General features: G+C 48.3%; 22 protein-coding genes, 1 tRNA gene and 2 pseudogenes. 9 read left to right on the forward strand and 16 right to left on the reverse strand.

The features are described from left to right. The 9 genes and pseudogenes from AB7D94_RS03655 to lnt form a co-directional block, all read right to left on the reverse strand. Positions 1-239 (reverse strand): annotated as a pseudogene (locus AB7D94_RS03655) (hypothetical protein); the annotation flags it as partial. 83 nt (positions 240-322) lie between these two features. Further along, positions 323-2,737: a DNA gyrase subunit A gene (gene gyrA, locus AB7D94_RS03660; RefSeq protein ID WP_420264370.1), complete on the reverse strand. Its 2,415-nt coding sequence runs from the start codon at positions 2,735-2,737 to the stop codon at positions 323-325. 20 nt (positions 2,738-2,757) lie between these two features. After that, positions 2,758-5,181 carry a DNA topoisomerase (ATP-hydrolyzing) subunit B gene (gene gyrB / locus AB7D94_RS03665; protein ID WP_420264371.1) on the reverse strand — a complete coding sequence of 808 codons (2,424 nt, stop codon included), beginning with the start codon at positions 5,179-5,181 and terminating at the stop codon, positions 2,758-2,760. A 19-nt stretch (positions 5,182-5,200) separates the two neighbouring features. Next, the gene (locus AB7D94_RS03670) at positions 5,201-5,659 is read right to left on the reverse strand and encodes a chemotaxis protein CheD (protein ID WP_420264372.1); all 459 of its coding nucleotides are present in this window, start codon (positions 5,657-5,659) and stop codon (positions 5,201-5,203) included. 2 nt (positions 5,660-5,661) lie between these two features. After that, positions 5,662-6,564: a sensor histidine kinase gene (locus AB7D94_RS03675; RefSeq protein ID WP_420264373.1), complete on the reverse strand. Its 903-nt coding sequence runs from the start codon at positions 6,562-6,564 to the stop codon at positions 5,662-5,664. Positions 6,565-6,579: 15 nt separating this feature from the next. Continuing rightward, entirely contained in the window at positions 6,580-7,689 is a 1,110-nt protein-coding gene (dnaN, locus tag AB7D94_RS03680) for a DNA polymerase III subunit beta (RefSeq protein WP_420264374.1), read from the reverse strand. Positions 7,690-7,702: 13 nt separating this feature from the next. Continuing rightward, the gene (dnaA, locus tag AB7D94_RS03685; RefSeq protein ID WP_420264375.1) at positions 7,703-9,028 is read right to left on the reverse strand and encodes a chromosomal replication initiator protein DnaA; all 1,326 of its coding nucleotides are present in this window, start codon (positions 9,026-9,028) and stop codon (positions 7,703-7,705) included. A gap of 274 nt (positions 9,029-9,302) precedes the next feature. Next, a protein-coding gene (gene prfB / locus AB7D94_RS03690) for a peptide chain release factor 2 (protein WP_420264376.1) occupies positions 9,303-10,410 on the reverse strand; the annotation gives its coding sequence in 2 pieces (ribosomal slippage) (positions 9,303-10,346 and positions 10,348-10,410; 1,107 coding nt in all). Then, positions 10,407-11,954, reverse strand: a complete 1,548-nt coding sequence (gene lnt, locus AB7D94_RS03695; protein WP_420264377.1) for an apolipoprotein N-acyltransferase — start codon at positions 11,952-11,954, stop codon at positions 10,407-10,409. The genes prfB and lnt overlap by 4 nt, the downstream gene beginning before the upstream one ends. A gap of 45 nt (positions 11,955-11,999) precedes the next feature. Between lnt and AB7D94_RS03700 the strand changes: the two genes are divergently transcribed. From AB7D94_RS03700 to AB7D94_RS03740, 9 genes and pseudogenes are all read left to right on the forward strand, one after another. Further along, a tRNA-Phe gene (locus AB7D94_RS03700) sits at positions 12,000-12,072 on the forward strand. Between the two features lie 135 nt (positions 12,073-12,207). Beyond that, the gene (locus tag AB7D94_RS03705) at positions 12,208-12,402 is read left to right on the forward strand and encodes a DUF2281 domain-containing protein (RefSeq protein ID WP_420264378.1); all 195 of its coding nucleotides are present in this window, start codon (positions 12,208-12,210) and stop codon (positions 12,400-12,402) included. Then, a pseudogene (locus tag AB7D94_RS03710) lies at positions 12,387-12,470 on the forward strand (type II toxin-antitoxin system PemK/MazF family toxin); the annotation flags it as partial. The gene AB7D94_RS03705 and the pseudogene AB7D94_RS03710, both read left to right, overlap by 16 nt. 109 nt (positions 12,471-12,579) lie before the next feature. Next, positions 12,580-13,872 (forward strand): histidinol dehydrogenase, encoded by a 1,293-nt coding sequence (hisD, locus tag AB7D94_RS03715; RefSeq protein ID WP_420264379.1) that lies wholly within the window; start codon positions 12,580-12,582, stop codon positions 13,870-13,872. Positions 13,873-13,995: 123 nt separating this feature from the next. Then, complete coding sequence (gene ftsE, locus AB7D94_RS03720; protein ID WP_420264380.1) at positions 13,996-14,655, forward strand: cell division ATP-binding protein FtsE; 660 nt, start codon at positions 13,996-13,998, stop codon at positions 14,653-14,655. Continuing rightward, the gene (locus tag AB7D94_RS03725) at positions 14,656-15,522 is read left to right on the forward strand and encodes a cell division protein FtsX (RefSeq protein ID WP_420264381.1); all 867 of its coding nucleotides are present in this window, start codon (positions 14,656-14,658) and stop codon (positions 15,520-15,522) included. It begins immediately after the preceding gene. Between the two features lies 1 nt (position 15,523). Then, entirely contained in the window at positions 15,524-16,675 is a 1,152-nt protein-coding gene (locus AB7D94_RS03730) for a murein hydrolase activator EnvC family protein (RefSeq protein ID WP_420264382.1), read from the forward strand. Positions 16,676-16,683: 8 nt separating this feature from the next. Beyond that, positions 16,684-18,000, forward strand: coding sequence for a S41 family peptidase (locus AB7D94_RS03735; protein ID WP_420264383.1), 1,317 nt, complete (start codon positions 16,684-16,686; stop codon positions 17,998-18,000). A 4-nt stretch (positions 18,001-18,004) separates the two neighbouring features. Then, positions 18,005-18,691: a ribonuclease H-like domain-containing protein gene (locus tag AB7D94_RS03740; protein ID WP_420264384.1), complete on the forward strand. Its 687-nt coding sequence runs from the start codon at positions 18,005-18,007 to the stop codon at positions 18,689-18,691. Positions 18,692-18,693: 2 nt separating this feature from the next. Here AB7D94_RS03740 and AB7D94_RS03745 read toward each other — a convergent pair whose 3' ends face one another. The 7 genes from AB7D94_RS03745 to AB7D94_RS03775 form a co-directional block, all read right to left on the reverse strand. Further along, a complete protein-coding gene (locus AB7D94_RS03745) occupies positions 18,694-19,056 on the reverse strand; it encodes a hypothetical protein (protein WP_420264385.1) in 363 nt (120 codons plus the stop codon). A gap of 20 nt (positions 19,057-19,076) precedes the next feature. Next, entirely contained in the window at positions 19,077-19,877 is an 801-nt protein-coding gene (locus AB7D94_RS03750) for a DsbC family protein (RefSeq protein WP_420264386.1), read from the reverse strand. A gap of 412 nt (positions 19,878-20,289) precedes the next feature. Next, a complete protein-coding gene (locus tag AB7D94_RS03755; RefSeq protein WP_420264387.1) occupies positions 20,290-20,796 on the reverse strand; it encodes a DUF2844 domain-containing protein in 507 nt (168 codons plus the stop codon). Positions 20,797-20,827: 31 nt separating this feature from the next. Beyond that, a complete protein-coding gene (locus tag AB7D94_RS03760; protein WP_420264388.1) occupies positions 20,828-22,585 on the reverse strand; it encodes a DUF3443 domain-containing protein in 1,758 nt (585 codons plus the stop codon). A 56-nt stretch (positions 22,586-22,641) separates the two neighbouring features. Next, the gene (locus AB7D94_RS03765) at positions 22,642-23,250 is read right to left on the reverse strand and encodes a protein-methionine-sulfoxide reductase heme-binding subunit MsrQ (RefSeq protein ID WP_420264389.1); all 609 of its coding nucleotides are present in this window, start codon (positions 23,248-23,250) and stop codon (positions 22,642-22,644) included. A gap of 16 nt (positions 23,251-23,266) precedes the next feature. Beyond that, positions 23,267-24,211, reverse strand: coding sequence for a protein-methionine-sulfoxide reductase catalytic subunit MsrP (msrP, locus tag AB7D94_RS03770; RefSeq protein ID WP_420264390.1), 945 nt, complete (start codon positions 24,209-24,211; stop codon positions 23,267-23,269). 158 nt (positions 24,212-24,369) lie between these two features. Next, on the reverse strand, positions 24,370-25,380 hold the full coding sequence (locus tag AB7D94_RS03775) for a potassium channel family protein (protein WP_420264391.1): 1,011 nt from the start codon (positions 25,378-25,380) through the stop codon (positions 24,370-24,372).

Genomic DNA, 25,380 nt, shown 5'->3' on the forward strand with positions numbered 1-25,380 from the left:
AACTGGACGCCTTTGAGACTGATACCTTCCCTTTCCTCATCATCATGAACCTCCTTGTTTCGGCCCATTATGACACCTGCTACTTCCCCTGTAAAGATGGGGTTTTCTTGACGCTTACTTCGATAAAGAATGCCCTCATATTTTGCTATTGCGCGATTCGCCAGGCCGATTGACGGGATTAACGCCTCAAGGTTCACCCCCGTTGTCAGGGGAAGTTTATCAGGGATATAAGGTTTCATTTTGTGTAAAGCAGATTATCCACTATTTTCTTTGTGTAAAGCATTTTCCCGTTTACTTTACACAAAACCATTCAATTATGTGGTCACTCCTTGTCCTTTTCGGCGACCTTGCCGATGCCGACTATGGCGTTTTCCTTGCCCACGTCCATTACCTTTACACCCTGTGTGTTTCTGCCTATGACGTTGATGGCGTCTACGGATGTGCGAATCATCTTGCCAGCCTTTGTGACTATCATTATTTCGTCTTCGTCTCTTACCTGTAACAGGCCTATTACATTGCCCCCTTTTTCGGTAACCTTTATGGAAATAACCCCGTGCCCGCCACGGCTTTGTACATTATATTCATTTGTTTTCGTCCTTTTTCCAAAACCAAGCTCCGTAACGGTCAGAAGCGACGTCCTCTCTTCGATAACCTCGGCGGCTACGGCCTCGTCTCCTTCCCTTAGTCTTATGCCTCTTACTCCCCTTGTGCTTCTGCCTGTTGGCCTTACGTCGTCTTCATTAAAGCGAATCGCTATGCCAAAGCTGCTGCCAATAAGTATGTCCGACTTCCCGTCTGTCACCCTTACGGCTATCAGCTCGTCGTCATCGTCTATGTTTATGGCAATAACACCCTTGCCGCGTGGGTTGCTGAACTCCTTCAGCTCGGTCTTTTTTACTATCCCCTTTTTTGTAAACATCATTAAATACCCTGTGTCGAAGCCCTTCACGGGCAGGGCTGTGGCTATTTTCTCGCCCGATTGCAGTTGCAGCAGGTTCACTATGGCCTTGCCCTTTGCTGAGCGGCCCGCCTCTGGTATCTGGTAAATCTTCTGCCAGTAGAGCCTGCCCAAATTCGAGAAAAACAGGATGTAGTCATGCGTGGAGCCTATGAACAACTGCTTTACGTAGTCCTCTTCGCGTGTCTCCATGCTTAGGGAACCTTTGCCCCCGCGGCGCTGCCTGCGATACTCGGAGATGGGATTTCTCTTTATATAGCCATTGTGCGATACGGTAATTACCATCTCCTCTTCGGTAATCAGGTCCTCGATAGAGATTTCCTGGATGTCGGACACTATTTCAGTGCGCCGCGCATCAGAGTATTTTTCATTTATCTCGGTGAGTTCAGCTCTGATTATCTCGTCTATGAGGGCGGTGCTGCCCAAAATTGCGGTAAGCCTCTCTATCTCTTTTATCACCTCGTTGTATTCGCTTACGATTTTCTCTCTCTCAAGGCCGGTGAGGCGCTGCAGGCGCATGTCCAGGATAGCGGCGGCCTGTATCTGTGTCAGCGGGAATGATGTGGTCAGGCCGAGTTTTGCCTCGTCGGGCGTCCTTGCCGCCCTGATTAGTTTTATTATCGCGTCAAGGTTATCAATGGCTATCTTCAGCCCCTCTAATATATGGGCGCGCTCCTGGGCCTTTCTGAGGTCAAACCGCGTCCTTCGGATGATAACGTCCCGTCTGTGCTGCAAAAACTCCATGAGAATTCGCTTAAGGCCCATCACATGCGGCTGCCCGTGGGACAGGGCCAGCATTATTATCCCAAACGTCACCTCCATCTGCGTATGCTTATAGAGGTTATTCAATACCACCTGGGGCATTTCGTCTCTCTTTAGTTCAATAACTACCCTTATGCCGTCGCGGTCGGATTCGTCTCTGAGGTCGGAGATGCCCTCAATCTTTTTCTCACGCACGAGTTCGGCGATTTTCTCCATCAATCTGGCCTTGTTTACCTGATACGGCATCTCATCAATTATTATGCTCTCACCGCCTCTGGCGCGTTGCTCAAAGGAGGCCTTTGCCCTTACGCGGATTTGCCCCCTGCCTGTTTCGTATGCGTCCCTGATTCCCTTAAGGCCAAAGATTATTCCACCTGTGGGGAAGTCCGGCCCTTTGATATAGCGCATCAGCGCGAGCACATCTATCTCAGGGTCGTCAACCAGCTTTATCAGCGCAGTGACCACCTCGCCAAGGTTGTGCGGGGGGATGTTTGTTGCCATACCTACGGCTATGCCGGCGGCACCGTTTATTATAAGGTTCGGTATTGTGGATGGCAGGACAAGAGGCTCCTCTGTGGTCTCGTCAAAATTGGATTGGAAATCCACCGTCTCCTTGTCAATATCCCTAAGCAGTTCCTCGGCAATCTTCGCCAGACGCGCCTCCGTATATCTGTATGCCGCCGCCGGGTCGCCGTCCATTGAGCCAAAGTTCCCCTGCCCGTCAATAAGCGGGTAGCGCATGTTAAAGTCCTGGGCCAGCCTCACAAGGGCGTCATATACGGCGCTGTCGCCGTGTGGATGATATTTCTTTAACACCTCGCCCACAACACCGGCACACTTGGAATACCTCCTCGTTGAGAGCAGCCCCTCGCGAAACATCGCATAGAGAATCCTCCTCTGAACCGGTTTCAGGCCGTCTCTGACCTCAGGAAGCGCCCTGCCTATGATTACGCTCATGGCGTAGTCAAGGTAGCTTACCTTCATCTCCTCTTCAATGCTTACTTGTATGGTGGACATTCTAAATTATCTCCTGTGTTCTATATGTCTATGTTCCGGGCCTCAAGGGCATGTTTTGTTATAAAGGCCTTCCTTGGCTCTACCTGGTCTCCCATCAATATCGTAAACAGCCCGTCAGACTGCACCGCGTCATCTATGGTTACCTGAAGGAGGATGCGCATTTCCTGGTCCATCGTGGTCTCCCAGAGCTGCTGGGGGTTCATCTCGCCAAGGCCCTTGTAGCGTTGGATGTTCAGGCCCTTTTTTGCCGCCTTCATTATGAAGTCCAGCAGTTGCGCCGTGGTGTCAAACTGTTGCTCCTGCCCCTGATACCAGAGCGTGTATGGCGGCTCTCCGAGTTCCTCCACAATAGTGTAATATGACCTCAGCTCCTTAAACTCCGGGCAGCGCACGAACTCCGCGTTGAGATTCAGTGTGTTTGACTTTCTGGTTATCGCGGAGGAGTGGCTCAGGTGTTCGGCGTCAAACTCAATCTCGCCGACTTCGGTTTCTGTCAGCTCTTCTTTTAACTTCGACATTAAATTTGCCAGCGCCGCCTCGTTTTTCAGGATTGCCTCCAAATCTGTTACTCTGAGCAGGTATTTCAGTACATCGGCGTCTTTACGCCTGCGACAGTGCCACTCTATGAGTTTTTCAAAATTCACAAGGCGCTTTAAATATGGTAAGAAGGCCTTCCCCTTTATCCTGTTGCCCTTTACTGAGACCTCCAGTTCACTTGCGACCAGCTCATAGAGCATGTCCTGGAGCTCGGCGTCGTTTTGAATGTACTTCTCTGTCTTGCCCTTTTTTACCTTGTAAAGCGGTGGCTGGGCGATATAGAGATAGCCACGCTCAATTACCTCTGGCATCTGGCGGTAAAAAAATGTCAGCAGAAGCGTGCGTATGTGCGCACCGTCAACATCGGCGTCTGTCATAAGGATTACCTTGTGGTAGCGCAGCTTTGCAATATCAAACTCATCTGAGCCGATGCCTGTGCCGAGGACGGTTATGAGTATGCGAATCTCCTCAGAGGACAGCATCTTGTCAAACCTTGCCTTCTCGACATTGAGGATTTTACCCCTTAGGGGCAGGATTGCCTGAAACCTCCGGTTGCGGCCCTGCTTTGCTGAGCCGCCCGCTGAGTCGCCCTCTACAATAAATATCTCACTGAGGGCGGGATCTTTTTCAGAGCAGTCGGCAAGTTTGCCGGGTAGGCCGAGGTCCTCAAGGGCGCCCTTTCTGCGTGTCAGCTCACGCGCCTTTCTCGCGGCGTCGCGTGCCCTCAGCGCCTGGACGGCCTTGTCTATTATCTTCCTTGCCGCCGATGGGTTTTCCTCAAAATATATGCCCAGGGCCTCGTTCGATATAGACTCCACGATTCCCTTGACGTCCGTGTTGCCAAGTTTCATCTTTGTCTGCCCCTCAAACTGGGGATTGGGCAGCTTTACGCTGATAACCGCGGCAAGGCCCTCTCTTACGTCTTCGCCTGAGAGCGACCCGGTCTTTAAGAGGCCGGTTGAGGAGATATACGTGTTAGTGCTCCTGGTCAGGGCCGCCTTAAAGCCGCTCAGGTGAGTGCCGCCTTCTCTGGTGTTGATATTATTGGCGAATGAATATATTAGTTCCGCATATCCGTCGTTATACTGCATCGCTATTTCCACTATCACGCCGTCTTTTTCCCCGTATATGTACAGGGGTTTGTCCTGAATGACGATTTTGTTTACATTTATATGCTCAACGAAGGAGACTATACCGCCGGAGTATATAAATTCATTCTTTTTGTCAGTTCTCTCATCTGCAAGCGTTATCCTCAGGCCCTTGTTCAGAAAGGCAAGTTCTCTGAGCCTCTGTGACAATACATCGAATGAAAGCTCTGTGGTTTCAAAGACCTCGGGGTCTGGTTTGAAGATTATCTTCGTTCCCTTTTTCTTAGTCTCTCCGACCATCTTCAGTCCTTCACATGGAAAGCCCCTCTCAAAGCGCTGCTGATAGACCTTGCCATCCCTTCTTATCTCAAGCTCAAGCCACTCGCTCAGTGCGTTTACCACAGAGACGCCAACTCCATGCAGGCCGCCTGATATCTTATAGGCCGATGAGTCAAACTTCCCCCCTGCGTGCAGCTCCGTAAGGACTATCTCCGCTGCGGTTCTGCCTTCGGGGTCATCGGCATGTACGTTTGTTGGAATGCCCCTGCCGTCGTCTATTACTGAACAACTGCCGTCGTGGTGCAGCATTACCTCAATATTTTGACAGTGTCCTGCGAGGGCCTCGTCCACACTGTTGTCCACTACCTCATACACGAGATGGTGAAGGCCTTCAATGCCCGTTGAGCCGATGTACATGGCAGGGCGAGTCCTCACGCCCTCAAGCCCCTTAAGTATTTTTATAGACTCCGCCTGATAGTTATCTTCTAACGGCGGCTTACCGGCATTTTCCAAACCGGTACCTTTTTCAACATCACCCATTATTATACCTCTGATTGTTTTATGCGGATTTTTTTACCTTCTTCATTAAAACACCACCGGTGTCAGTCTGAAAGATCATCTTTCTTCCCTGATTTCCCCCGACATCCGAGCTGATGATTCTTATGCCCTCATCAGATAATACGTCCTCGGCTATGAGAATGTTTCTCTCCCCCACGTTTAACAGCCCTGAGCTTGACGCCATCAACGCCGCCCCTCCGAATACCTTTGCCTGTAAATTCTTCTTCATACAGCCGAAGGACAACATCTTCTCAAGCAATTTTGTTATCGCAATGTTGCCAAATTTCGGCGTGGGAAGTCCCTCTCCGTTCCATAGCGGAAGCAGATAGTGATTCATCCCCCCAACTTTCAGCACCATATCCCAAAAACATACCGCCACGCAAGAACCCAGTATCGTCGTCACAGCCGTGGCGTCCTTGTCGGCGTAAAGTGTGCCGGGGTATAAGAAATGCTCTTTCACGGTCAGAATTTCTCCTCCTCATCATCAAAAATAAACTCGTTACCCTCGCTGGAGAATCCCTCCGTATCCGCGCCCGATGCCTCAGGGACAGCTATCGAAAACTGGCTGCCAATCCCTTTGACACTTGACACTGTAATCTGCCCACCCAGCAAATCCACAACCGCCTTCGTTATGCTGAGGCCCAGTCCATGCCCCCTGTGTGTCTTTGTCGAGCCGGTCTCAAGCTGCCTGAATCTGTCAAAGATAATCTCTAAATCCGCGGTTTCCATGCCAATCCCGTTGTCTTTTACATCAATTTTGAGGCTGTTGCCGTCAGTCCACAGCTTTAGCTCTACCTTACCGCCCTCGTTATTAAACTCTATCGCGTTGGACAGGAGATTAGAAACGATTACACTGAGTTTTTCAGGGTCTGTCTTAAAAAATATCTCCGGGTTGTCTTGTCCAAGCCAGTCGTAAATCATTTCGACTGTTATGTTTTTGCTCTCCGCGTAATGCCTGAAGGAGGAGATTATATTGGTTAACAGAGTAAGCACATCCACGACTGAGGCCCCTATGGACGTCTCACCGGATTCAATTTCAGCCGCCTCGAATATGTTCTTGAGCTGAAAGTCCAGATGGAATGACTCCTCGTGAATTATTGCTATGGCGTTTTTCATTGTGTCGAAGTCAATTTCAGGCGCGCTGAGAAGCTGCTGCGAGAGGCCTAAGATAGCGGTCAGCGGGTTATTTATCTCGTTTCTGATATTCGACAGAAAATTACTCTTAATGGCCTCCGAGTCTTCAAGCTTCTTGTTGATTTTCACAAGTTTTTTCGTCATGACCTTTAAATCGAAAAGCGCGTTGTCGTTTTCCTGAAAACGTCTTTTCAACTCATCAATCAGTTCCTGATTAGTCAGTTTGCTCATAAACTATCTCCCCTCCTATATTCTCATCGGCATCAACACGCATTTATAGTCTTTGTTGCCCTCTTCTAATACCAAAGTCGGCGTCAGTGTGTCAAGAAGCTCCATTATAATATTCTGTGACTTCATAGAGGCAACCGCCTCCAGCACGTATCTTGAGTTAAAGCCCAGCGTAATCGGCTCCCCCTCAAATCCAACCTTCAGCCCGTCTTGCGCCTCCCCCATCTCAGGGTCTGTGGCAAACACATTCATCTGATCTCTTTCTAAATCCACCCGCACGACACGGCTTTTCTCTCTGCCGATTACCGATACCCTCCTGAGGGTCTTTATAAACTCCTCCCTGTCTATGAGGACAGATTTATCGTTATTAACAGGTATGACCTGCTCATAATTCGGGTACGTGCCTTCAATCAACTTTGTGAGAAACTCCTTGTCGCCAAGTAAAAATCTGATGTGATTTTTTGCTATCTCAAACCTGACAGGCTCCTGCTGTCCGGCTAAGAGCCTCCTTAGTTCCATCACGGCCTTCCTCGGCAGTATGGCCTTTATCTCCTCTACATCCGCTTCCATTTCCATGTCAGAGTAAACCACAGACAGCCTGTGGCCATCTGTGCCGACCATGACAATCTTCTTATCTGAGCCAAGCACATGAAACAACACGCCGTTGAGGGCGTACCGCGGGTCGTTTTCACCAGCGCAGTATATCGTCCTGTCGAGCATGTCTATGAGCTTTTCCGGTGGGAGGGAAAAACCTATCTTGTCCTCCAAAGAGGGCCAGTGCGGGTATTCGTCCGGATTTAACGCCGCTATCCTGTATGAACTCTTACCTGACTTCAGCTTTACCCAGTTCATGTCATCGTCTTCTATGTGAATATCGCCGGGGGCCTCTCTTGATATTTCAAAGAGCTTCTTGGCCGGCATACATATAACACCCGATTTTTCGATTTCCAGTATTTCTATCGGCTCTCTGATTGCCATTTCGAGGTCGGTGGCATAGACTGTGCTTTTTTCCCTGCTCACCTCCAGGAGAAAATTGTTGAGTATCGCTATGGTAGTCTTCTTCTCGGCAATATTCTGGATATCTCCAAGCCTTTTGTACAGTTCATCTTTCGATATTGTTACTATCATATTGAAAATCTCCTTACGGTTTTATTTTATTTATAAGATATTCGGCCATTTTATTGAATTCCTCATCCTTTTCCATCTTCGCCTCTATCTGCTTACAGGCATAAATAACCGTGGCGTGGTCTTTTCCACCAAAGGCCTTGCCTATGTCGCCCAAAGACAACCCCGTCAATCTCTTCATTATATACATGGCTATCTGGCGCGGCAGGGCTATCTCCTTCGTCCTTTTCTTCGATTTTAAGTCTGGCAGCTTTACGCCAAAATATTCGCACACCACCTTTTGTATGTTGTCTGTGGTCACAGGTTTTGACTCATCTGTAAAAATGTCCTTAAGCACATCTTTTGCCAGGGAGACATTTATCGGCCTTCCCGTCAGGTTGGAGTGGGCGGCCAGCTTTATCAAACATCCCTCCAGCTCCCTGATATTGGACTTTACCTTCGTTGCGAGGAAGTATACCATATCATCGGGCAGGATTATCTTATGAGTCTCAGCCTTTTTTTGTAATATCGCCATCTTCAGCTCCACCGAGGGAGGTTGTATGTCGGCTATCAGGCCCATTGTGAAACGCGATTTCAGCCTGTCTGTTATATCGGACAGCTCCTTGGGCGGTCTGTCGCTTGATATAACAATCTGTTTCTGTTTCTCATAGAGGGCGTTAAACGTATGAAAAAACTCTACCTGGGTCTGCGTCTTGTTGGCGATAAACTGTACATCGTCAAGCAGCAATATATCAACCGTCCTGTATTTCTCCTTCAAATCGCTCATCTTCTCATGTCTTATGGCAGAAACTACCTCGTTTGTAAACTGTTCTGAGGATACGTAAATAATATTGGCGTTTGGCAGCGTGTCGGCTATCTTATTTCCTATCGCTGTGATTATATGTGTCTTGCCAAGCCCAACGTCTCCATATACAAAAAGTGGATTATACGTCTTTCCCAATGAATCGCTCACTGCGAGGGCTGCCGCGTGGACAAATTGATTTGACGGGCCGACGACAAATGTCTCAAATGTGTATTTGGGGTTTAAAAATATCCCCTTGCCCGCAAGCCTTGTCTTTCGTGTTTGTGTTACCGCGCTGACATAATCCGCCGCCGGTTCCTGGTCTATCTTAAACTGTACATTGATGTTGTCCTTTGCCGCCCACTCAAAGGCGTCGCTTATCAGACGAGGGTAATTATCTTCAATCCACTCCCTGAAAAACCTGTTAGGCACTGACAACAGCGCGTCGTTATCCTTTAACTCAACCAGTTTTATTGGCTTAAACCACAAGTCATACGTGGATTTGCCAACCTTTTTCTCAATAAAATCAAGACAGTCCTTCCATGTATTTCCTATATCCATATGCCGCCTGAACCTTTCTGTTTTGAATAGGTTACTAACATGTTACAAACAATTGTTAATAACTCCTTTATATTTCTTGTATAAAGCATTGATATACTGTTCATAAATCACAACCGGAGCGGTAATGTGAATAACTACCCAAAACACGCCTGTTTCCTAACACAACCGCTAACATGATAAACCCAGTACAGCGCCCGAATTATCGCGTTGTTCTAGTTCCCAACACACACTACTGCTACTACTATTTATATATATAAAAAGAGTAGTAATAGTACTAACCAGTTTTCTTCCAGAATAAGTACTCTTTGATAAAGGCATCCAGCTCTCCGTTTAAGACTGCGTTTACATTTCCGGATTCATAACCTGTCCTGTGGTCTTTTACCAATCTATAGGGCTGCAATACATAAGAGCGTATCTGATTTCCCCACTGAATGATCTTTTTGTCGCCTACGATTCCCTCCATTTTTTTCCCCTGGGCGAGGATTTCCCTGTCGTAAAGCCTTGATTTTAAGATACTCATTGCCCTTTCCTTGTTTCTGTGTTGTGAGCGCTCATTTTGACAGGATACAACAATACCGCTTGGGGCATGGGTAATGCGCACGGCGGATGACACCTTGTTGATGTGCTGCCCACCGGCCCCGGACGCCCTGAACGTATCAATTCGTATATCCTCTTCTTTTATCTCTATCTCGACCTCTTTCTCCACGTCCGGATAAACCAGAACCGCGGCAAAAGAGGTATGCCTTCTTTTGTTTGAGTCAAACGGGGATATGCGCACAAGCCTGTGTACTCCTACCTCCGGCTTCAGATAGCCATAGGCATACGGGCCGGTAAATGTGATGGTAGCGCTCTTTATGCCTGCCTCATCCCCGTTTTGAACATCTATGGCCTCTGTCTTAAAGCCGTTTTTTTCGGCCCATCGAAGGTACATTCTCATAAGCATTTGCGCCCAGTCCTGACTTTCTGTGCCACCGGCACCCGGATGGATGTCCATGATGGCGTTGTTAATATCAAGTCTGTTTGAAAGCAGGTGTTTAAGCTCCAGTTTATCTATCTTTATCTCAGTGGTTCTTAGTTTCTCCTCTATGTCTTTGACAAACAACTCGCCGTCCTCCTCGCCCAGTATGGACAGCGAATCAAACAAGTACCCAACGTCGCCCGCCACATCGTCATAGGAAGATACAATGTCCTCAATATACGATTTCTTTTTTTGAAGCTCATTAAGCCGCTCATACGACGACCATGTGCCGCTTTGAGAGAGTGTCTCGTCTATTGTCTTTATCTCTTTGAGCAGTGTATCTATTTCAAAGATAACCTCTTAGGTATGAGAGTTTTTCCTCCAGTGGCCTGACTTTCTCCTTCAATTCCATCTCAATAATCATTGTGGCCTTCTCCTTTTTCTCAACAAATTTACAATAATTGCCAGATTTACAATGTTGCATATATGGGCAAATACGCTGCCGAACAGCGAATAAAATGTAATAGTCGGGTTTGTATAAATATCCCTTGTCAAAACGGCCGTCGTAAAAAGCTCCGTCTTTGCCGCAACCGCCCCTGTGCTGTCTATGAAACCGGATATGCCGGTATTGGCCGAGCGCACCACAGGTTTGCGGTTTTCGACGGCCCTGAAGACGGCCATTATAAAATGCTGATACGGGCCGGATGTACGCCCAAACCACGCGTCATTTGTAATAGTGACGATAAAGTCTCCGCCATACCTGTAAAATGCCCCGACAAGTTCGGGGAATGCTATTTCATAACATATAGGGGCCGAAAACGCCCCCAACGGGGTTTTAGCAACTGTAAGCGTGCTTCCCTTTGTAAAATCACCTATACCGGTTACAAGTTTATCTATAAAAAACAGCGCATCCCTTAGAGGTACATACTCCCCAAAAGGAACCAGATGAATTTTATCATAAATGCACAGAATTTTTCCAGTAGGGGCCAGGACAACGGCACTATTTGTCAGCGTATATCTGCCGTTTACATAGTCCCTGACAAGGTCGGTGCCAAAGATGAGATGTATGTCAAGCCGTTTTTGGAAGGACAACAGGTCTTGGGTAAGTATTTTGTCGCTCCCGAATAGAAACGGCAGCGAGGACTCAGGCCAAACGACGAGTTTAGCGCCGTCTCTGGCCGCCTTTTGAGTCATAGTCTTGTAGGAGTTGAGGATTTCTGCTGTGAGTTTCTTATCCCACTTGCTGTCCTGGGCTATGTTGCCCTGGATGACGGCCACTCTAACGGGGTTAACGGCCAAATTATTGTCTAATCGCCCGTATCCATAGGCCATGACAAAGGCTATGATGGCGGCAAACAGGGCAAACGGCAGCAGTTTTTTATACAACGGGTAATTTGCTGAGTTGTCTTTAATAATGAAATCAGCGATGGCGGCATTAAAAAATACAATAAGAAAAGATACACCGTAAACACCGGTAATATCGGCAATCTGTATCAGCGGGAGAACTTTATACTGCGTATAGCCCAAAAATGACCAGGGAAACCCGGTAAACAGCGTGCCGCGAAAATACTCAAGCCCTACCCAAAGCGAAGGCGCGCTTAGATATATGGGAATCTTAGTCCTCTTTGCAAACAGATGAAGCATCAAGCCAAAAACACCGGTATAGAGGCTTTGGTACAGGGATAAGAGCAGTACGACAGATAAACTTACTGGAAGCGGCATATGGCCGTAGTTATTTATGGAGTGTGATATCCAGTACTGGGTCAGGAAGAAATACACCACGCCTGCCGCAACACCGGCCTTAAAGGAATACACATGCCCGTTGGAGTTTAATATCGCATATAACAAGGGAACGAGGGCGATCCACGCCAACCACGAGATATCAGGCATAGGAAATGATAAATACAGAAGGACGCCCGTGAAGACGGGTGGAAAAAAAGTAATCACAATTTTATTAGCAGTTCTCATAATCTTGACATATCATAGGGCAAATTGTTTATAGTATAACTGCGTGGGCAGTTAGCTCAGTCGGTAGAGCAGAGGCCTGAAAAGCCTCGTGTCCGCAGTTCAATTCTGCGACTGCCCACTTTCAGAACTACTTATTATATTATACTGGCTCTGAATTAAGCTAATTTAAGTTGATTAATATCAGGGCTGACGTGCTGCTGTGGCAGTGTATTATTGGTATGAGGTATAATAAGTGAGTAACTGAGGTGGTGATATGGATAAAAAGGAACAGCTTATAAGTGAGTTAGAACAGGTACCGGAGGCATATATCAGTGAGGTTCTGGATTTTATTCATTTACTGAAATCAAAGAGCTTCAAAGACGGCATGGCTGTGACTGCGGCAAGCGAGGCGGTACTTAGCAAGGGTTGGCTTCGGCCAGAAGAGGATGACGCATGGAGAAATTTATAAAAGGCGATGTTGTAGTAGTACCATTTCCATTTTCCAATCTCACCCAGGCGAAACTCCGTCCAGCGCTTGATGAGAAAAAAATCCTTGAAGTGATTAACGCCGTGGTCAACATGATCAGAATGTAAACAATGCGCCTGTCAGGCGTTTGCCTTGTAATTAATGTATGTTGGAGGTTTGATGAAAATAATAGAAAATGGCAGTGACTATAGAGAATTCATAGGGATAATAAGAGGCAGGTCAGAGGACTTTGGGATTGATATCATAGAGGACGCAAAGATTATTATAGAGGACGTAAAAAGAAACGGCGACACTGCGGTTGAGTTATACACGAATAGATTCGATAAGTTTCAGAGGGATACCTTTAAGGTGTCACAGCAGATGATAGAAGACTTCGCTGACAAGACCGGACGCCCTTTTCTTGAGGCTCTGAATAAATCAATAGAGAGAATCAGGCAATTTCACCAAAGGCAGCTTGAGCGTTCGTGGAAGTTTCAGGATGACAACGGGGTTGAGCTTGGCCAGCTTGTAAGGCCGCTTCAAAGGGTAGGGGTGTATGTGCCGGGCGGCAAGGCGGCATATCCCTCGTCTGTGCTGATGAACGTCATTCCGGCGCAGATAGCCGGCGTGAAGGAAATAGCCATCTGTGTGCCATTCCCTGATGGGCAGATTGATCCCTGTGTAATGGCGGCGATAAGGGCGGTTGGGGTGACTGAGGTCTATGCTATTGGCGGGGCGCAGGCCATAGCCGCGATGGCCTATGGGACGCAGACGATTAAAAAGGTTGATAAAATCGTAGGCCCTGGTAACGCGTATGTGGCGGCGGCAAAGAAGATGGTCTTTGGTGCGGTGGATATAGACATGATTGCCGGGCCGTCGGAGATTGTGATAGCGGCTGACGAGACGGCTGATGAGACTTTCATAGCGGCAGACCTCTTAAGCCAGGCTGAGCATGACGAAAACGCATCATCAATTCTGATTACAACATCAAAGGAATTGGCGGCAAAGGTGCAAATTGAACTCAACTCACAATTAAATAAATTAACAAGAAAAGAGATCGCCCAAAAATCATTAGAAAACTACGGCGCTGTAATCATAGCCGCGGACACGGCGGAAATGTTTGACCGCGTTAACGAAATAGCCCCTGAACACCTTGAGATAATGACAAAGGCGCAGGACAAAGACGTGGAGCTGGTAAGAAACGCGGGAGCGGTGTTCATAGGGAAATGGTCTGCAGTGCCGCTGGGTGATTATGCGGCAGGCCCGAATCATGTACTGCCGACAAACGGCACGGCGAGTTTTTTCTCCCCGCTTGGCGTGTATGATTTTATAAAGCGGACGTCGCTGATAAATTTTACGGCGGCGGGATTCAAAGATATTGCCGATACAGTAGAGGCAATGGCTGATTCCGAGGGATTTCAAGGCCACTCAGAGGCGGTGAGGGTAAGAAAAAGGGCGCTTGCGAAAATATAAACAAAATATTTTAGAAAGGCAACTTAAACTCCTTCCAATAAAATAAAAATTGCGTTATAATAGCGCTGTGTTAAATGCTATGACATTTTTGATATGCGGGGCGTCCCAAGGGTGGCGCGCCAGATGATAGAATTAGAGAATGTGTCGAAGACCTATGGCGGCCATGCGGCGCTGAGTAATGTGTCCCTGAAGGTGGAACGCGGGGACATGGCGTTTATAACCGGCCCAAGCGGAGCGGGGAAGACCACGTTATTTAAACTCCTGTATCTTGCCGAGAAACCTGACGAAGGGACGATAACCATAGCCGGGTGTAATGCGGCTGACCTGAAGTCGTCATCCATACCGCTGGTAAGGAGAAACATCGGGGTAGTGTTTCAGGACTTTAAGCTGCTCAACAATAAGACCGTTTATGACAACATCGCCCTGACACTGAGAATTCGCGGTTTCATGGAAAGGGAAATCAAAGAACGTGTGCACAGCGTGCTTAAAATGGTAAATCTAAGGCACAAGGTGGACAACTACCCGCTGACCCTCTCAGGGGGTGAGCAGCAGCGAATCACCATAGCCAGGTCAATCGTGGGAGAACCAACGGTAATGCTTGCGGATGAGCCGACAGGGAATCTCGACGAAGAGAATGAAAAAGAGATCATGAGGATATTTAAGCAGATAAACACCAAAGGCACGACCATCTTGATAGCCACACATAACCGCGCACTCTATAAAAACACGGCAAGAAAGGTGTTTTTCTTAGAGGGCGGCATCTTAAAGGGGGAGGAGGAATAGGTGTTTTCACTAAGACTGGCCCTTCAGAGCGTCATTAAAGAGAAGTGGATGAGTCTCCTTTCCATGCTTTCTATAGGCGTAATGCTGTTTATACTGGTATCTGTTGCCGTAATCGTATATAACGTTGAGAAGCTCACTGCGAGGCTGCCTGAGCGGCTGACCGTGATGGTCATACTGAAAGACGGCGTGACAAGCGAGGAAAACAAGGCCGTGCTGGCGGCTATTAAGGCAGAGCCGACGGTCAAGGTGGTGACATTTGTATCAAAGGAAAAGGCCCTTGACGAGCTGAGAAGGTCATTAAAAAAGGATGACTTTATCCTCAAGGGTTTTGCGGATAATCCCCTGTTCGATTCGTTTGACGTGAAGATAAAAAGTGAAGGTGTACGTGTGGATGATGTCAAGCGGCTGATACAGAAGATAAAGTCCATGAAGGCGGTGGATGACGTGGAATATGGGGAGGCGCTGATGGACTCTGTCTACGCGTTAAAGAGCGGGTTGAGGGCGTTGGGGCTTAGCATAGGGATTGTCTTTGTGTGTTCGGTTACGTTTATATGTTACACGACGGTGAAGATACTTTTTTACAGGCATAAGGAAGAGATAGAGGTATATAAACTCCTTGGTGCGACGAGGTGGTTTGTGAGGGCGCCGTTTTTCATAGAAGGCAGTATAATAGGCATTTTTGGCGGGGTAATGGGTTCGGGGATGCTGATGGGGTTTTATTATTATTTTCTTAGAAAGCTGGTGGCGGATATACCGATGTTTGCGTTTATGAGCATACCGGTGCAGTTTATGTACCTGCTGCCGGCCGTCGGGATGTTGCTGGGGTTGGGCGGGTCGGTGTTGGCACTTGGAAGGCTGAAGTATTAGAATGCGTAAGGCGGTGCTGCCGATAATTGTTTTGGTGTTGATTCATGGCATAGTATTAGCGCCGGTGTTTGCCGCTGAGGTTGCCAATGACAAGTATAAAAAGATTCAGGAAGAGATAAAAATCCACAAGGACAAACTGGAGCACTCAGAGAAGAAAGAGCTGAGTGTTATGGATGAGCTGGAGAAGGCGGACAATGATTTACGGCAAATCACGCGCCAGATTGAAAAAGAAAGGGCGCAGGTAACCGAGCTGGAGGAAAACATAAAGACAGTAAGGCAGGAGATGGCAACGGCTGAAAAGACTATTACGGCGCTGCGTGCTTCACTGAAGAGCAGACTGCAAGTAATACAGCGCTACGGCTATGACGTTGACAAGGTTGTGATAATATTAAACATGGACAGTTTTTACGAGATGTTAAGGACGACGAGATATTTGTCGAAGATGTCTGGCAGTGAATATAAGCAGATGGGGATTTACCAGGAGCAGTCAAATAAGCTGTTGGAAAAGGAGAAGAAATTGCAGGCGCTCGCCACACAGTTAAAATTGAAGGCGGATAAATTAAAAAGCTCCGAGGCTGACCTTGCACAGAAGAAAAAAGAAAGAGAGGACATACTACTGGCCGTGAGAAAGGAAAAGGCCTTATACAGCTCAATGCTGAAAGAGCTGGAGTCAACGTCAAATCGTTTTAACGGCCTGTTGGAAAAGGAAAAGAAAGAGAGTGATTTGACAGTGTCCGGCAAGGAATTCAAAAACCTGAAGGGAAGTTTGTCGTGGCCAGTACAGGGCCACGTGTCCATTCCATATGGGTCGCACAATGACCCCCAGTTTAAGACCCCCGTTTACAGAAACGGGATATATATAAGTTCTGAACAGGATTCAACTGTAAGGGCAGTTTACGACGGCAAGGTGGTGTTTGCGGATGTGTTCAAAGGGCTTGGGCAGGTGGTAATATTGAGCCACGGCATGGGCTACCATACCGTGTACGCCAATCTCAACGGCATGTTTACCAAGGTTGGCGATATAGTGAAGACTAAAAGCCAGATAGGAAACGCCGGGACATCAAGCTTAATAAACGCCGTGGGGATATATTTTGAGATCAGATATAAGGGAAAACCGATTAATCCATTACAGTGGTTGAAAAGGGAGAATTAGGAGGATGAATGAGTAAGAGCGTGCGGTTTTGGATAATATGGATGATATTGCCGACGATAGTCTTAGTTGGGGTATTCGTAGGAAGTGGTGTAATGATAGGCAAGTGGGCGGTTAGGTCGGTAAGTGCCGAATCGGACACATATCAGGAGCTGAAGCTGTTTACGGAGGTAATATCTATAATAAAAAGCAATTACGTGGAGGAAGTAAAGTCTAAGGACCTGATATACGGCGCGCTCAAGGGGATGTTGAACTCACTTGATCCACATTCGAGTTTTATGACGCCGGATTTGTTTAAAGAAATGAAGGTAGATACAAAGGGTGAGTTTGGCGGCGTTGGCATACAAATAGGGAAAAAGAGTGCGATGATAACCGTCATTTCGCCGATTGAGGACACGCCCGCCTACCAGGCCGGCATAAAGGCAGGCGACACAATCGTAAAGATAAACGGGGAATCCACTGAGAAAATGACCCTCTACGACGCGGTGAGCAAGATGCGCGGGGCAAAAGGCTCAAAGGTAACGGTAACAATAATGAGGGAAGACTGGAAAGAGCCGAGGGACTTCACGCTGGTACGCGATACGATAAAGGTGAAGAGCGTTAAGTATAAGGTAATCAACGACGATGTCGGCTACGTGAAAGTAAACCAATTTCAGGAAAAGACGGTGTCCGATTTAGAGAAGGCGCTGGCGGCTCTGAAAGAAAAAAAGGTAACCTCGTTGTTGCTGGATTTGAGAAACGACCCGGGCGGTCTCCTGCAGGGGGCGGTAGGGGTTGCGGAGCAGTTTTTGCCGCCGGACAAGCTGGTGGTATATATAAAGGATAGGACGGGCGAAAAGAAGGAATTTTTTACAGAAGGCGATGGCAAGTACGAGAAACTCCCTATGGTTGTGATGGTAAACGAGGGCAGCGCCTCCGCGTCAGAGATAGTTGCCGGAGCGCTGAAGGACTGGAACAGGGCAATTGTATTAGGAACCACGACGTTTGGAAAAGGCTCTGTGCAGAGCGTCCTTCCACTTTCTGACGGTTCGGGATTGCGCCTGACAACGGCACGCTATTACACGCCAAAGGGGACATCCATACAGAACACGGGCATTACGCCGGATATAGTGGTGAAGCAAAAGGCCGACAAGAGCAAGGAACGCCCGGTGATGAGAGAAAAAGATTTAAAAGGACATCTTGAAAACGAACAGGCGGAAGAGAAGGACCCCGAAGAGGCGGAGGCCGCTCCCCTGGAGGTGGACGAAAAGGATGACGTACAACTTCAGCGCGCCGTAGATATTCTAAAGACATGGGACGTGATGAAGAAATTTAATAAGGCCGCTTAGAAACGTGTCAAGGGTAATATTTGACATAGAGACGGCCGGGGCAGACCTTGAGTCTTTTGACCCCAAAGTACAGGAGTATCTGTTAAAGCTGGCTAAGACGGAGGAGGAGATTCAATTGGTAAGGGAGAGTCTCTCCTTCTATCCCAACACCGCCGTGATTGTGGCCATCGGTATGTTAAATCCCGACACCGAAAAGGGCGTGGTGTATTATCAATCGGCCAACCCGGAGGAAAATGTCGCCGAGCCCGCTGAGGAAAACGGGATTACCTATCGCCCCTGCACAGAAAAGGAAGTCATTGAGGGGTTTTGGGATGTGATAAGAAAATATGACAAATTTGTCACATTCAATGGCCGTGGATTTGACTGCCCGTTTATAATGATTCGCTCCGCCGTACACAATGTCAGGCCGACGCGGGACTTATTGCCAAACAGGTTTGGCAACGAACACATTGATTTGCTTGATAAGCTGACATTTTACGGTGCCGCCCGAAGGCGCTTCAGCATGGACATGTGGTGCCGGACTTTTGGTATAAAAAGCCCAAAATCCGAGGGTGTTACGGGCTATGACGTCAAGGACATGTTTAAGGACGGCAGATATAAGGAGATAGCCGTCTACTGCGCAGGGGATTTGTGGGCTACGAGGGAGCTGCTCTTTAAATGGGAAGGTTATATAAAGTACCCGCCCGGCTGAATTTAAATTCCATGTTCCTTTAATAGCTCTATGACCCTATAGCCGCCGCACGGGGGGCTGTTGAGGCCGTCGGCATAGTCGCACCCATCCACGCGAAAATCGCACTCCGCGCAGATATGCCCCCTGATAAATGTGTCAAACGCGAAGGTTGGTGATGTTGTTTGCGATTTTTCCAATATCTCCTGTAGTCTTTCTACTGGTACGGCGTCCCGCACAACCTCATAGGCCTTGCAAAGCATGGAGTCCTTACCCTCTGAGTAAAACTCACAAAAGCCCTTACAAATCAGTTGTGTGTGCAGTTCGTCTTTCACGCCGCCGATGTCCCCCTGAAGGATTAACGACGAAGGGGGGTAACCCCCCTTCACCCGTATTTTCGCTGGATAGTCTATTTATCTTTATCTATCAGATGGAGAAGCTCTTCCGCCTGCATTGCGCCTCTGATGAGCACCCCATCAGGCAAAACGATTGCCGGAGTGCCGGTGATGCCAAGTCCCTCTGCCGTCTTAATATTATCATCAATAGGCTTAGCGCTGCAGGCAGGCTCTGGCATCGGCTTCTTATCAAACGCGTCATCAAGAAGCTGAAGCGATTTAGCGCACACAACCGCCCGTGACTTTTTCATGGAATCAGGATGGAGCTTCGATATAGGATACAGGAGTATGTAAAAGGCTATGTCTGATCTTTTGGCAACTATTTTCTTTAACTCTTCGTGGAGTTTTTTGCAATAAGGGCAGTCAGGGTCGGTAAAGATAATAATCTTGTGTATGGCATTTTTTTCACCCAGCAGGAGGGCGTCCTTCACGGGTATAGACGAGTAATCCACTTTGTTTAACTCCATGTTGCGCTTATCGGTCAGATTTTCTTTTGTCTTGAGCTTGATTAACTTTCCGACGAAAAGGTTGCCTTTAGAAAAATCCAGGTACAGGATGACCTTTTCCCCCTTTGGTTCAGCCTTCGACTTGACGATAATCTCCCATAGGCCCTTTGACGGGGACACTGCAACCCCCTCCACGCTGAGACCGGGATTAAGCCCGCTGACTATTTCGGCGGCCTCCTGTTTGTCGAGTTTATGGCAGGAGGCGCAGTTCGTATCGCAGCCATTCATGGCGGCGGCTCTGTGCGGCGCCAATAGCGGCATTATCGTTGCGGCGGCTAATATCATGCAGACACTTATTATGATTCTCACAACTGCTTTTATATCATAAAACTCAATGTACAGTCAATTGCTATTTGTTGACCAATTTAGATGATATGCAGTCAGTATTTGAGAAAATGACGCTCGAAGACAAGGCGATCAATATTAGGTCAAAAAGTGAAACTGTCACCAGACCGTCACCAAAATGAATATACAGATGATAACTATATGATTACAAAGAGTTTAATAGCGGAGGGCGTGGGTTCGAATCCCACCCCCTCCGCCATAAGCATCTTTTGCTATCAAACACCAAACCGTCTCCAGATATTCTCAGGCTATTTCTATAACTACGCGGTCATCTTTGCAAATCAAGACCAATCTATTCGCCCATGCAAAGTGAATAGGATATCTCACAATGAGCAGACTATCCCGCGTCAACCACATGAGTGGTTACGGCCTCATCTTATTTGATATTATCAACACTCGCGCCAGAAGGAATTAACTCCGGCACATAGGCCCTGCCCTTGACAGAGCGCATATGTCCCCACCTCTCAACGATAAGACCGGATGCCGTCTTTACCCTGCTGTGCCTTTTACCGTGTACGCGTGGGGTTTGCCGCAGGGCATTGACGTACTCATCATCATAGGAGCCAAGCAGGGGCGTGACGTCGGGGTGGACCGGTCCGTTCCATGCAACGCCGAATACGACTCCATCAGGGGAAATATATTCACGAATGGCCGAGGCTCCTGAATTGATTTCTGCAACTGTATAACCATCGAAAACCATCTGCGGCACTGATGGGTTCGTGGCCGAAAGAGCCTTTCTATCTGACTCAACCGAATCAATAGAGCCTCCAATGGCGGCGTTTACCCGACGTGAGGGCAACAAAACAGCCGCTAAAATCGCAAATACTATAAACAACGCAAACCTTCTCATTGCCAAACTGCCGCTAATGCCGTCTGCTGACATTCAGACCTCCTTGAGTGTATAAAATTGCGCTTCAATAGGCAACGTATGGACCCGTGCCCAGTGTTGACTTAGTGCCGTCTATTCCATAATAAACGCTTCGTCCAAAGAAGAAAGGCAGCCCCCAGTCGAATTCCCCTGCCCCATCCCCGCCTAATTCGACAAACACATTGTTGTTTGAATTAAAAAGACTTGAGGCATTACCTATCTGGAATGAGACGGTACCGCTTGGAGAGCCGTTAATTCCCTGATTGGACGCCGTAAAGCTCTGTGTGGCCGTAGGACAGTAAAAACCGTCAGCACTGGAAGAAGCGCTGCAGTCGGGCAAGGTGCTTGCGGAGGGGGACTGAAAAAATAAGGCGTTTGAGCCGCTGTCTATGAAACCGTTGCCATTGTAAGGAACGCCGTTGAAGGTTGTGGTGAGATCGGCGTATTGGTCGGTTGGATAGACAGTTACCGTGGATAGTGGCGAGTTATTGGACTGTGTGCCAATACCAAGCACGAGTGAGCCGCTTACTGAGGCCACCCCGCCCAGAGACACGCCCGGGAGCTGCACTATCACACCATTGTTGTCCTGTGGCAGAAGCGCCACAGGGTTTTGAACCTGATTGGACAGGGCAACGGTTGTACCGCTGCACCTGCCTCCCCCGCAGGAGTAATATGTCTGGTTGTTGGCGTTATTTACGCAGTCCGAACCGCAGTCATGGGGAAGAACATTGACTCCGAGTATGCCGTTGAACCCGGCTTCCGCAGGGCTTGTATCCACATATGGATTTTGGCGCAGCACACAACCTGATGACCCTCCTGGAATGCCGCTGAAGGTGGAGTCAAAGGTGGAATCAATAACATGTACCGGCACCGTAACGGCAGGCTCACTACCCAGTATGACGCTCGCCGTGGCAACATACCCCCAGTCAGCCGAGCCATCCCCATATTCCATACACTCCACAAGCGTTCCGGAACCCGCGGTTACTGGCGTCAGGGAAACACTCAAAACCGATTTGAATACCCTCAGACCGGTACTCATCGTATCTAAAAGGATGTCGTTTATTGTCTGGCAGGTTGCGGTGCCAGGGGTACAGATTGTAACGCTGACGCACGGTTTGTTGGCATACCCAGATGAGTTGGCCGCCGAACAGAGCGAGCCGTTTACCGTAAGGGAAAGCACATTACCTCCCGTGGTCGGTGTTGGTGTTGGAGAAGGCGTGGTTGAGGGAGTGGGTGTTGGTGTTGGAGAGGGTGTGGGCGTGGGTGTCGGCGTCGGATTCGTCCAGCTCACCCCTAAGCTGTTCCACTGGCCATTATACATATACATATACCCGTCGGTCCAGGCTACAAGGGCGGTACCGTTTGTGTACCATTGGATATAGCATGAGACCCCGCCGGATGTCCCCGTAATTATGCCTCCGGAAGGAGTTCCAAGCGACGAGGCATATTGATTATAGACTGTCATAATCTCTGTGGCTGCCTCACCTAATGTTTGCCAGTTCACCCCTATCTGGTACCACTGGCCATCATACAAATACATATATCCATCTGGCCAGGCCACAAGGGCGGCACCGTTTGTGTACCATTGGAAGTAGTACGTGGACGAACCGGAACTTCCCGTCTGTAAGCCTCCGGATGGTGAACCAAACCACGAAGCATATTGATTATAGACGGTGGTAATTGCCGCCACGGCCGTTGCCTCAGTGGCCGTTGCCGCGGTGGACGCTGACGGGCTAAGGTTAAAGATTGCTAACATACAAACTATGACAGCTACCAGCGATTGACCTAGATTGCCTCTATTCATGATTGAAATCTCCTTGTGGCACATGGTACTGCCTGCCCAACCTTTGAATGCGGCAATCAGACCGGCCTTTTTTTCTCCGTGAATTTCGTGATTGCCCTATACACGGCTAATGCCGCAAAGACCGCCGCATATATCAGGGGCGTGCGAACATCCTTTTTCACTAGCCAAACGTAGTGTATTGCGGCACTTGTGGCAGCCGGATACACCACTGCTTTATGTAAGCCCTTTATGCACGTAAACCCTATTCGCCTTAAAATCACCGGCACCATCATAAGCACAGCCGAGGCTATTAACAGATAGGCCAGCGCCCCAAAGATGATTCGCGTGTGTTTTGTGGCATCTTCAATGATGTCACTTATCGAAAAATCCTGGTCGGCCGCCGCATATGTCAGAAAATGGAGCGTGGCGTAAAAAAACGCGGACAAACCCGCCGCTTTGTGATACCCGGAAATCCATTTCAGGTAAGGAAGGTTGCTGAGTGTCCTTGCCGCTATGGCTAATAATAAAAAATTAAATGTCCAATCACCCGCTGTGTGAAGGACTTTCTCAACCGGGTCAGCGCCTAAATGCGACGTCAGTCCTGCCCATATAAGATACATGCACGGGGTGAGAAATGCTAAAGCGACAACGGCCTTTGGTATTTTCCACGTTTTGTTATTTTCCATAATTGAACCACCCTGATTAGAAGTACTTACGCAGGTCCATTGCGGCGTAAAGTGACGCCACCTGTTGGGCATATCCGTTAAACATCAGCGTCTTACGTCTAAAAAACTCACCGATTCTGCGCTCTGTCGCCTGTGACCATCGCGGGTGGTCAACCTCGGGGTTGACATTGGCGTAAAACCCGTATTCAAGCGGGCCTGCCTTCATCCACGAGGTAACAGGCATTTGGTCGGTAAGTCTTATTTTCACGATGGATTTTATACTCTTAAACCCGTATTTCCATGGCACAACTAATCTTAACGGCGCGCCGTTTTGATTTGGCAACACCTCGCCGTACATGCCCACAGACAAAATGGTAAGGGGATGGACGGCCTCGTCCAACCGAAGGCCCTCCACGTAAGGCCATTGAAGGACGTCACGCCTCTGTCCCGGCATTTGAGACGGGTCATGGATTGTGGTAAACTCAACGAACTTCGCCTTTGAGTCCGGTTCGATCAGTTTTATAAACCCAGCGAGGGGAAATCCTACCCACGGTATAACCATAGACCACCCCTCGACACAGCGAAGGCGATATACGCGCTCCTCAAGGGGGAAGCGTTTTATTAACTCATCAATATCATAGCACCTGGGGTTTTTTATAAGGCCCTCTATGGTCACTGTCCACGGGCGGGTGCGAAAGTTCTTACTCATTGGGGCCACATCTTCTTTATTTGTGGAAAATTCGTAGAAATTATTATAACCCGCCGCGCTTTTGTAAAGAGTTTGCTCTTCGCTGCCGGCGTAGTCGACATGTTTTTCGATTTTCATGGGGATACCGCCGTGGGACTGCGCCTCCGCAAGCGGGGGGAATGCCGCCGCCGCAGCCGCAGTGGCTGAGGCGGCCATAAACTCACGCCTGTTCAGATAGACCTCTTTTGGAGTTATCTCATCGGCCTTAATCTCATTGTCATCTTTTAATGGCATATCCCATACCCTCCTTTGATTATATATTTATGCGGACGTAAAGGTAAAGGAAAAACCGACGGCTTTAGCCGGCGCGAAAGGCCAAATGGAAGAAAAAGGCTAACGCAATTTTAGGGCGCTAATAGGTGGGCTATCATATCAGGGGTATGGGCGCTGAATTATTTCCTGAACATCTTTTCGAGATTCTTTAGTTTGCTGACCTCACCGAGGGCTATAAGCGTATCGCCCGGCTCAACAATAGACTTATGCGTGGGGTTAAAAAGCATCTCACCGGCAGAGCGTTTAACAGCAACGATAATTACCCCGAACTTACGGCCAATTCCCAAATCGCTCAGTGTCCGGTTGGCAAATTCAGAACCCTGGGTTACTGTCAGCTCCTCCATCTGCAACTCAATATTGCCGCTTTTTGTGGCAAACTCAAGAAAATCCACCACAGCCGGCTTTAAAATCGTCTGGGCCATCTTTAGGCCCCCGATGTGATACGGGGAGACGACGCGGTCTGCCCCTGCCCTGATGAGTTTCGATTCAGTGCTTTCCTCACCAGCCCTCGCCACTATCTTTAGTGTCGGATTCAACCCCCGCGCGCTTAGAACCACAAACAGATTTTGAGCATCCGTAGATAACACCGAAATCAACCCTGCCGCTCGCCCTATGCCGGCCTCAATTAATACCTCATCTCTTGTGGCGTCTCCCGTGAGAAAAAGCTCCGCACTGTCCGTGTCCTCCTCTGGACGCGCTTTTTCTATCACTACATACGGCACATCGTTTGAGCGCAGCTCGCGGCAGATAATCTGCCCCAGTCTTCCATAGCCGCATATTATATAGTGGTCTGTCATTGCTTTGATCTTTTTTTCCATCTTCCTCCTCCCAAGTACCTCCTGTAATTCCCCTTCAAGCACTATCCTCATAGCAGTGTTTACGGTATAGGCCAGTGCTCCAACGCCAAAGATGATTAGAACTATCGTAAATGACCTTCCGGAAACCGACATCGGATGAACCTCCTGATAGCCTATCGTGGCCAGAGTAATGACCACCATGTAAAACGAATCAAAGGCGCCCCATCCCTCGGTAACCATATAACCGGCCGTGCCCATTGATACTATAAATATCAGAAGACATGCCAATACGATTATTTTTTTTCTCAGGTCAATGTGCGATTGAATCTTCAT

The sequence above is a fragment of the Candidatus Magnetominusculus dajiuhuensis genome, assembly GCF_046044395.1.
GTDB lineage: Bacteria > Nitrospirota > Thermodesulfovibrionia > Thermodesulfovibrionales > Magnetobacteriaceae > Magnetominusculus > Magnetominusculus dajiuhuensis.

Excerpts from the sequence above, each read along its gene's own strand:
- gyrA (WP_420264370.1), bottom strand. The coding sequence starts at position 2,737 with ATGTCCACCATACAAGTAAGCATTGAAGAGGAGATGAAGGTAAGCTAC.
- gyrB (WP_420264371.1), bottom strand. The coding sequence starts at position 5,181 with ATGGGTGATGTTGAAAAAGGTACCGGTTTGGAAAATGCCGGTAAGCCG.
- AB7D94_RS03675 (WP_420264373.1), bottom strand. The coding sequence starts at position 6,564 with ATGAGCAAACTGACTAATCAGGAACTGATTGATGAGTTGAAAAGACGT.
- dnaN (WP_420264374.1), bottom strand. The coding sequence starts at position 7,689 with ATGATAGTAACAATATCGAAAGATGAACTGTACAAAAGGCTTGGAGAT.
- dnaA (WP_420264375.1), bottom strand. The coding sequence starts at position 9,028 with ATGGATATAGGAAATACATGGAAGGACTGTCTTGATTTTATTGAGAAA.
- lnt (WP_420264377.1), bottom strand. The coding sequence starts at position 11,954 with ATGAGAACTGCTAATAAAATTGTGATTACTTTTTTTCCACCCGTCTTC.
- AB7D94_RS03705 (WP_420264378.1), top strand. The coding sequence starts at position 12,208 with ATGGATAAAAAGGAACAGCTTATAAGTGAGTTAGAACAGGTACCGGAG.
- hisD (WP_420264379.1), top strand. The coding sequence starts at position 12,580 with ATGAAAATAATAGAAAATGGCAGTGACTATAGAGAATTCATAGGGATA.
- ftsE (WP_420264380.1), top strand. The coding sequence starts at position 13,996 with ATGATAGAATTAGAGAATGTGTCGAAGACCTATGGCGGCCATGCGGCG.
- AB7D94_RS03730 (WP_420264382.1), top strand. The coding sequence starts at position 15,524 with ATGCGTAAGGCGGTGCTGCCGATAATTGTTTTGGTGTTGATTCATGGC.
- AB7D94_RS03735 (WP_420264383.1), top strand. The coding sequence starts at position 16,684 with ATGAGTAAGAGCGTGCGGTTTTGGATAATATGGATGATATTGCCGACG.
- AB7D94_RS03755 (WP_420264387.1), bottom strand. The coding sequence starts at position 20,796 with ATGTCAGCAGACGGCATTAGCGGCAGTTTGGCAATGAGAAGGTTTGCG.
- AB7D94_RS03760 (WP_420264388.1), bottom strand. The coding sequence starts at position 22,585 with ATGAATAGAGGCAATCTAGGTCAATCGCTGGTAGCTGTCATAGTTTGT.
- AB7D94_RS03765 (WP_420264389.1), bottom strand. The coding sequence starts at position 23,250 with ATGGAAAATAACAAAACGTGGAAAATACCAAAGGCCGTTGTCGCTTTA.
- msrP (WP_420264390.1), bottom strand. The coding sequence starts at position 24,211 with ATGCCATTAAAAGATGACAATGAGATTAAGGCCGATGAGATAACTCCA.
- AB7D94_RS03775 (WP_420264391.1), bottom strand. The coding sequence starts at position 25,380 with ATGAAGATTCAATCGCACATTGACCTGAGAAAAAAAATAATCGTATTG.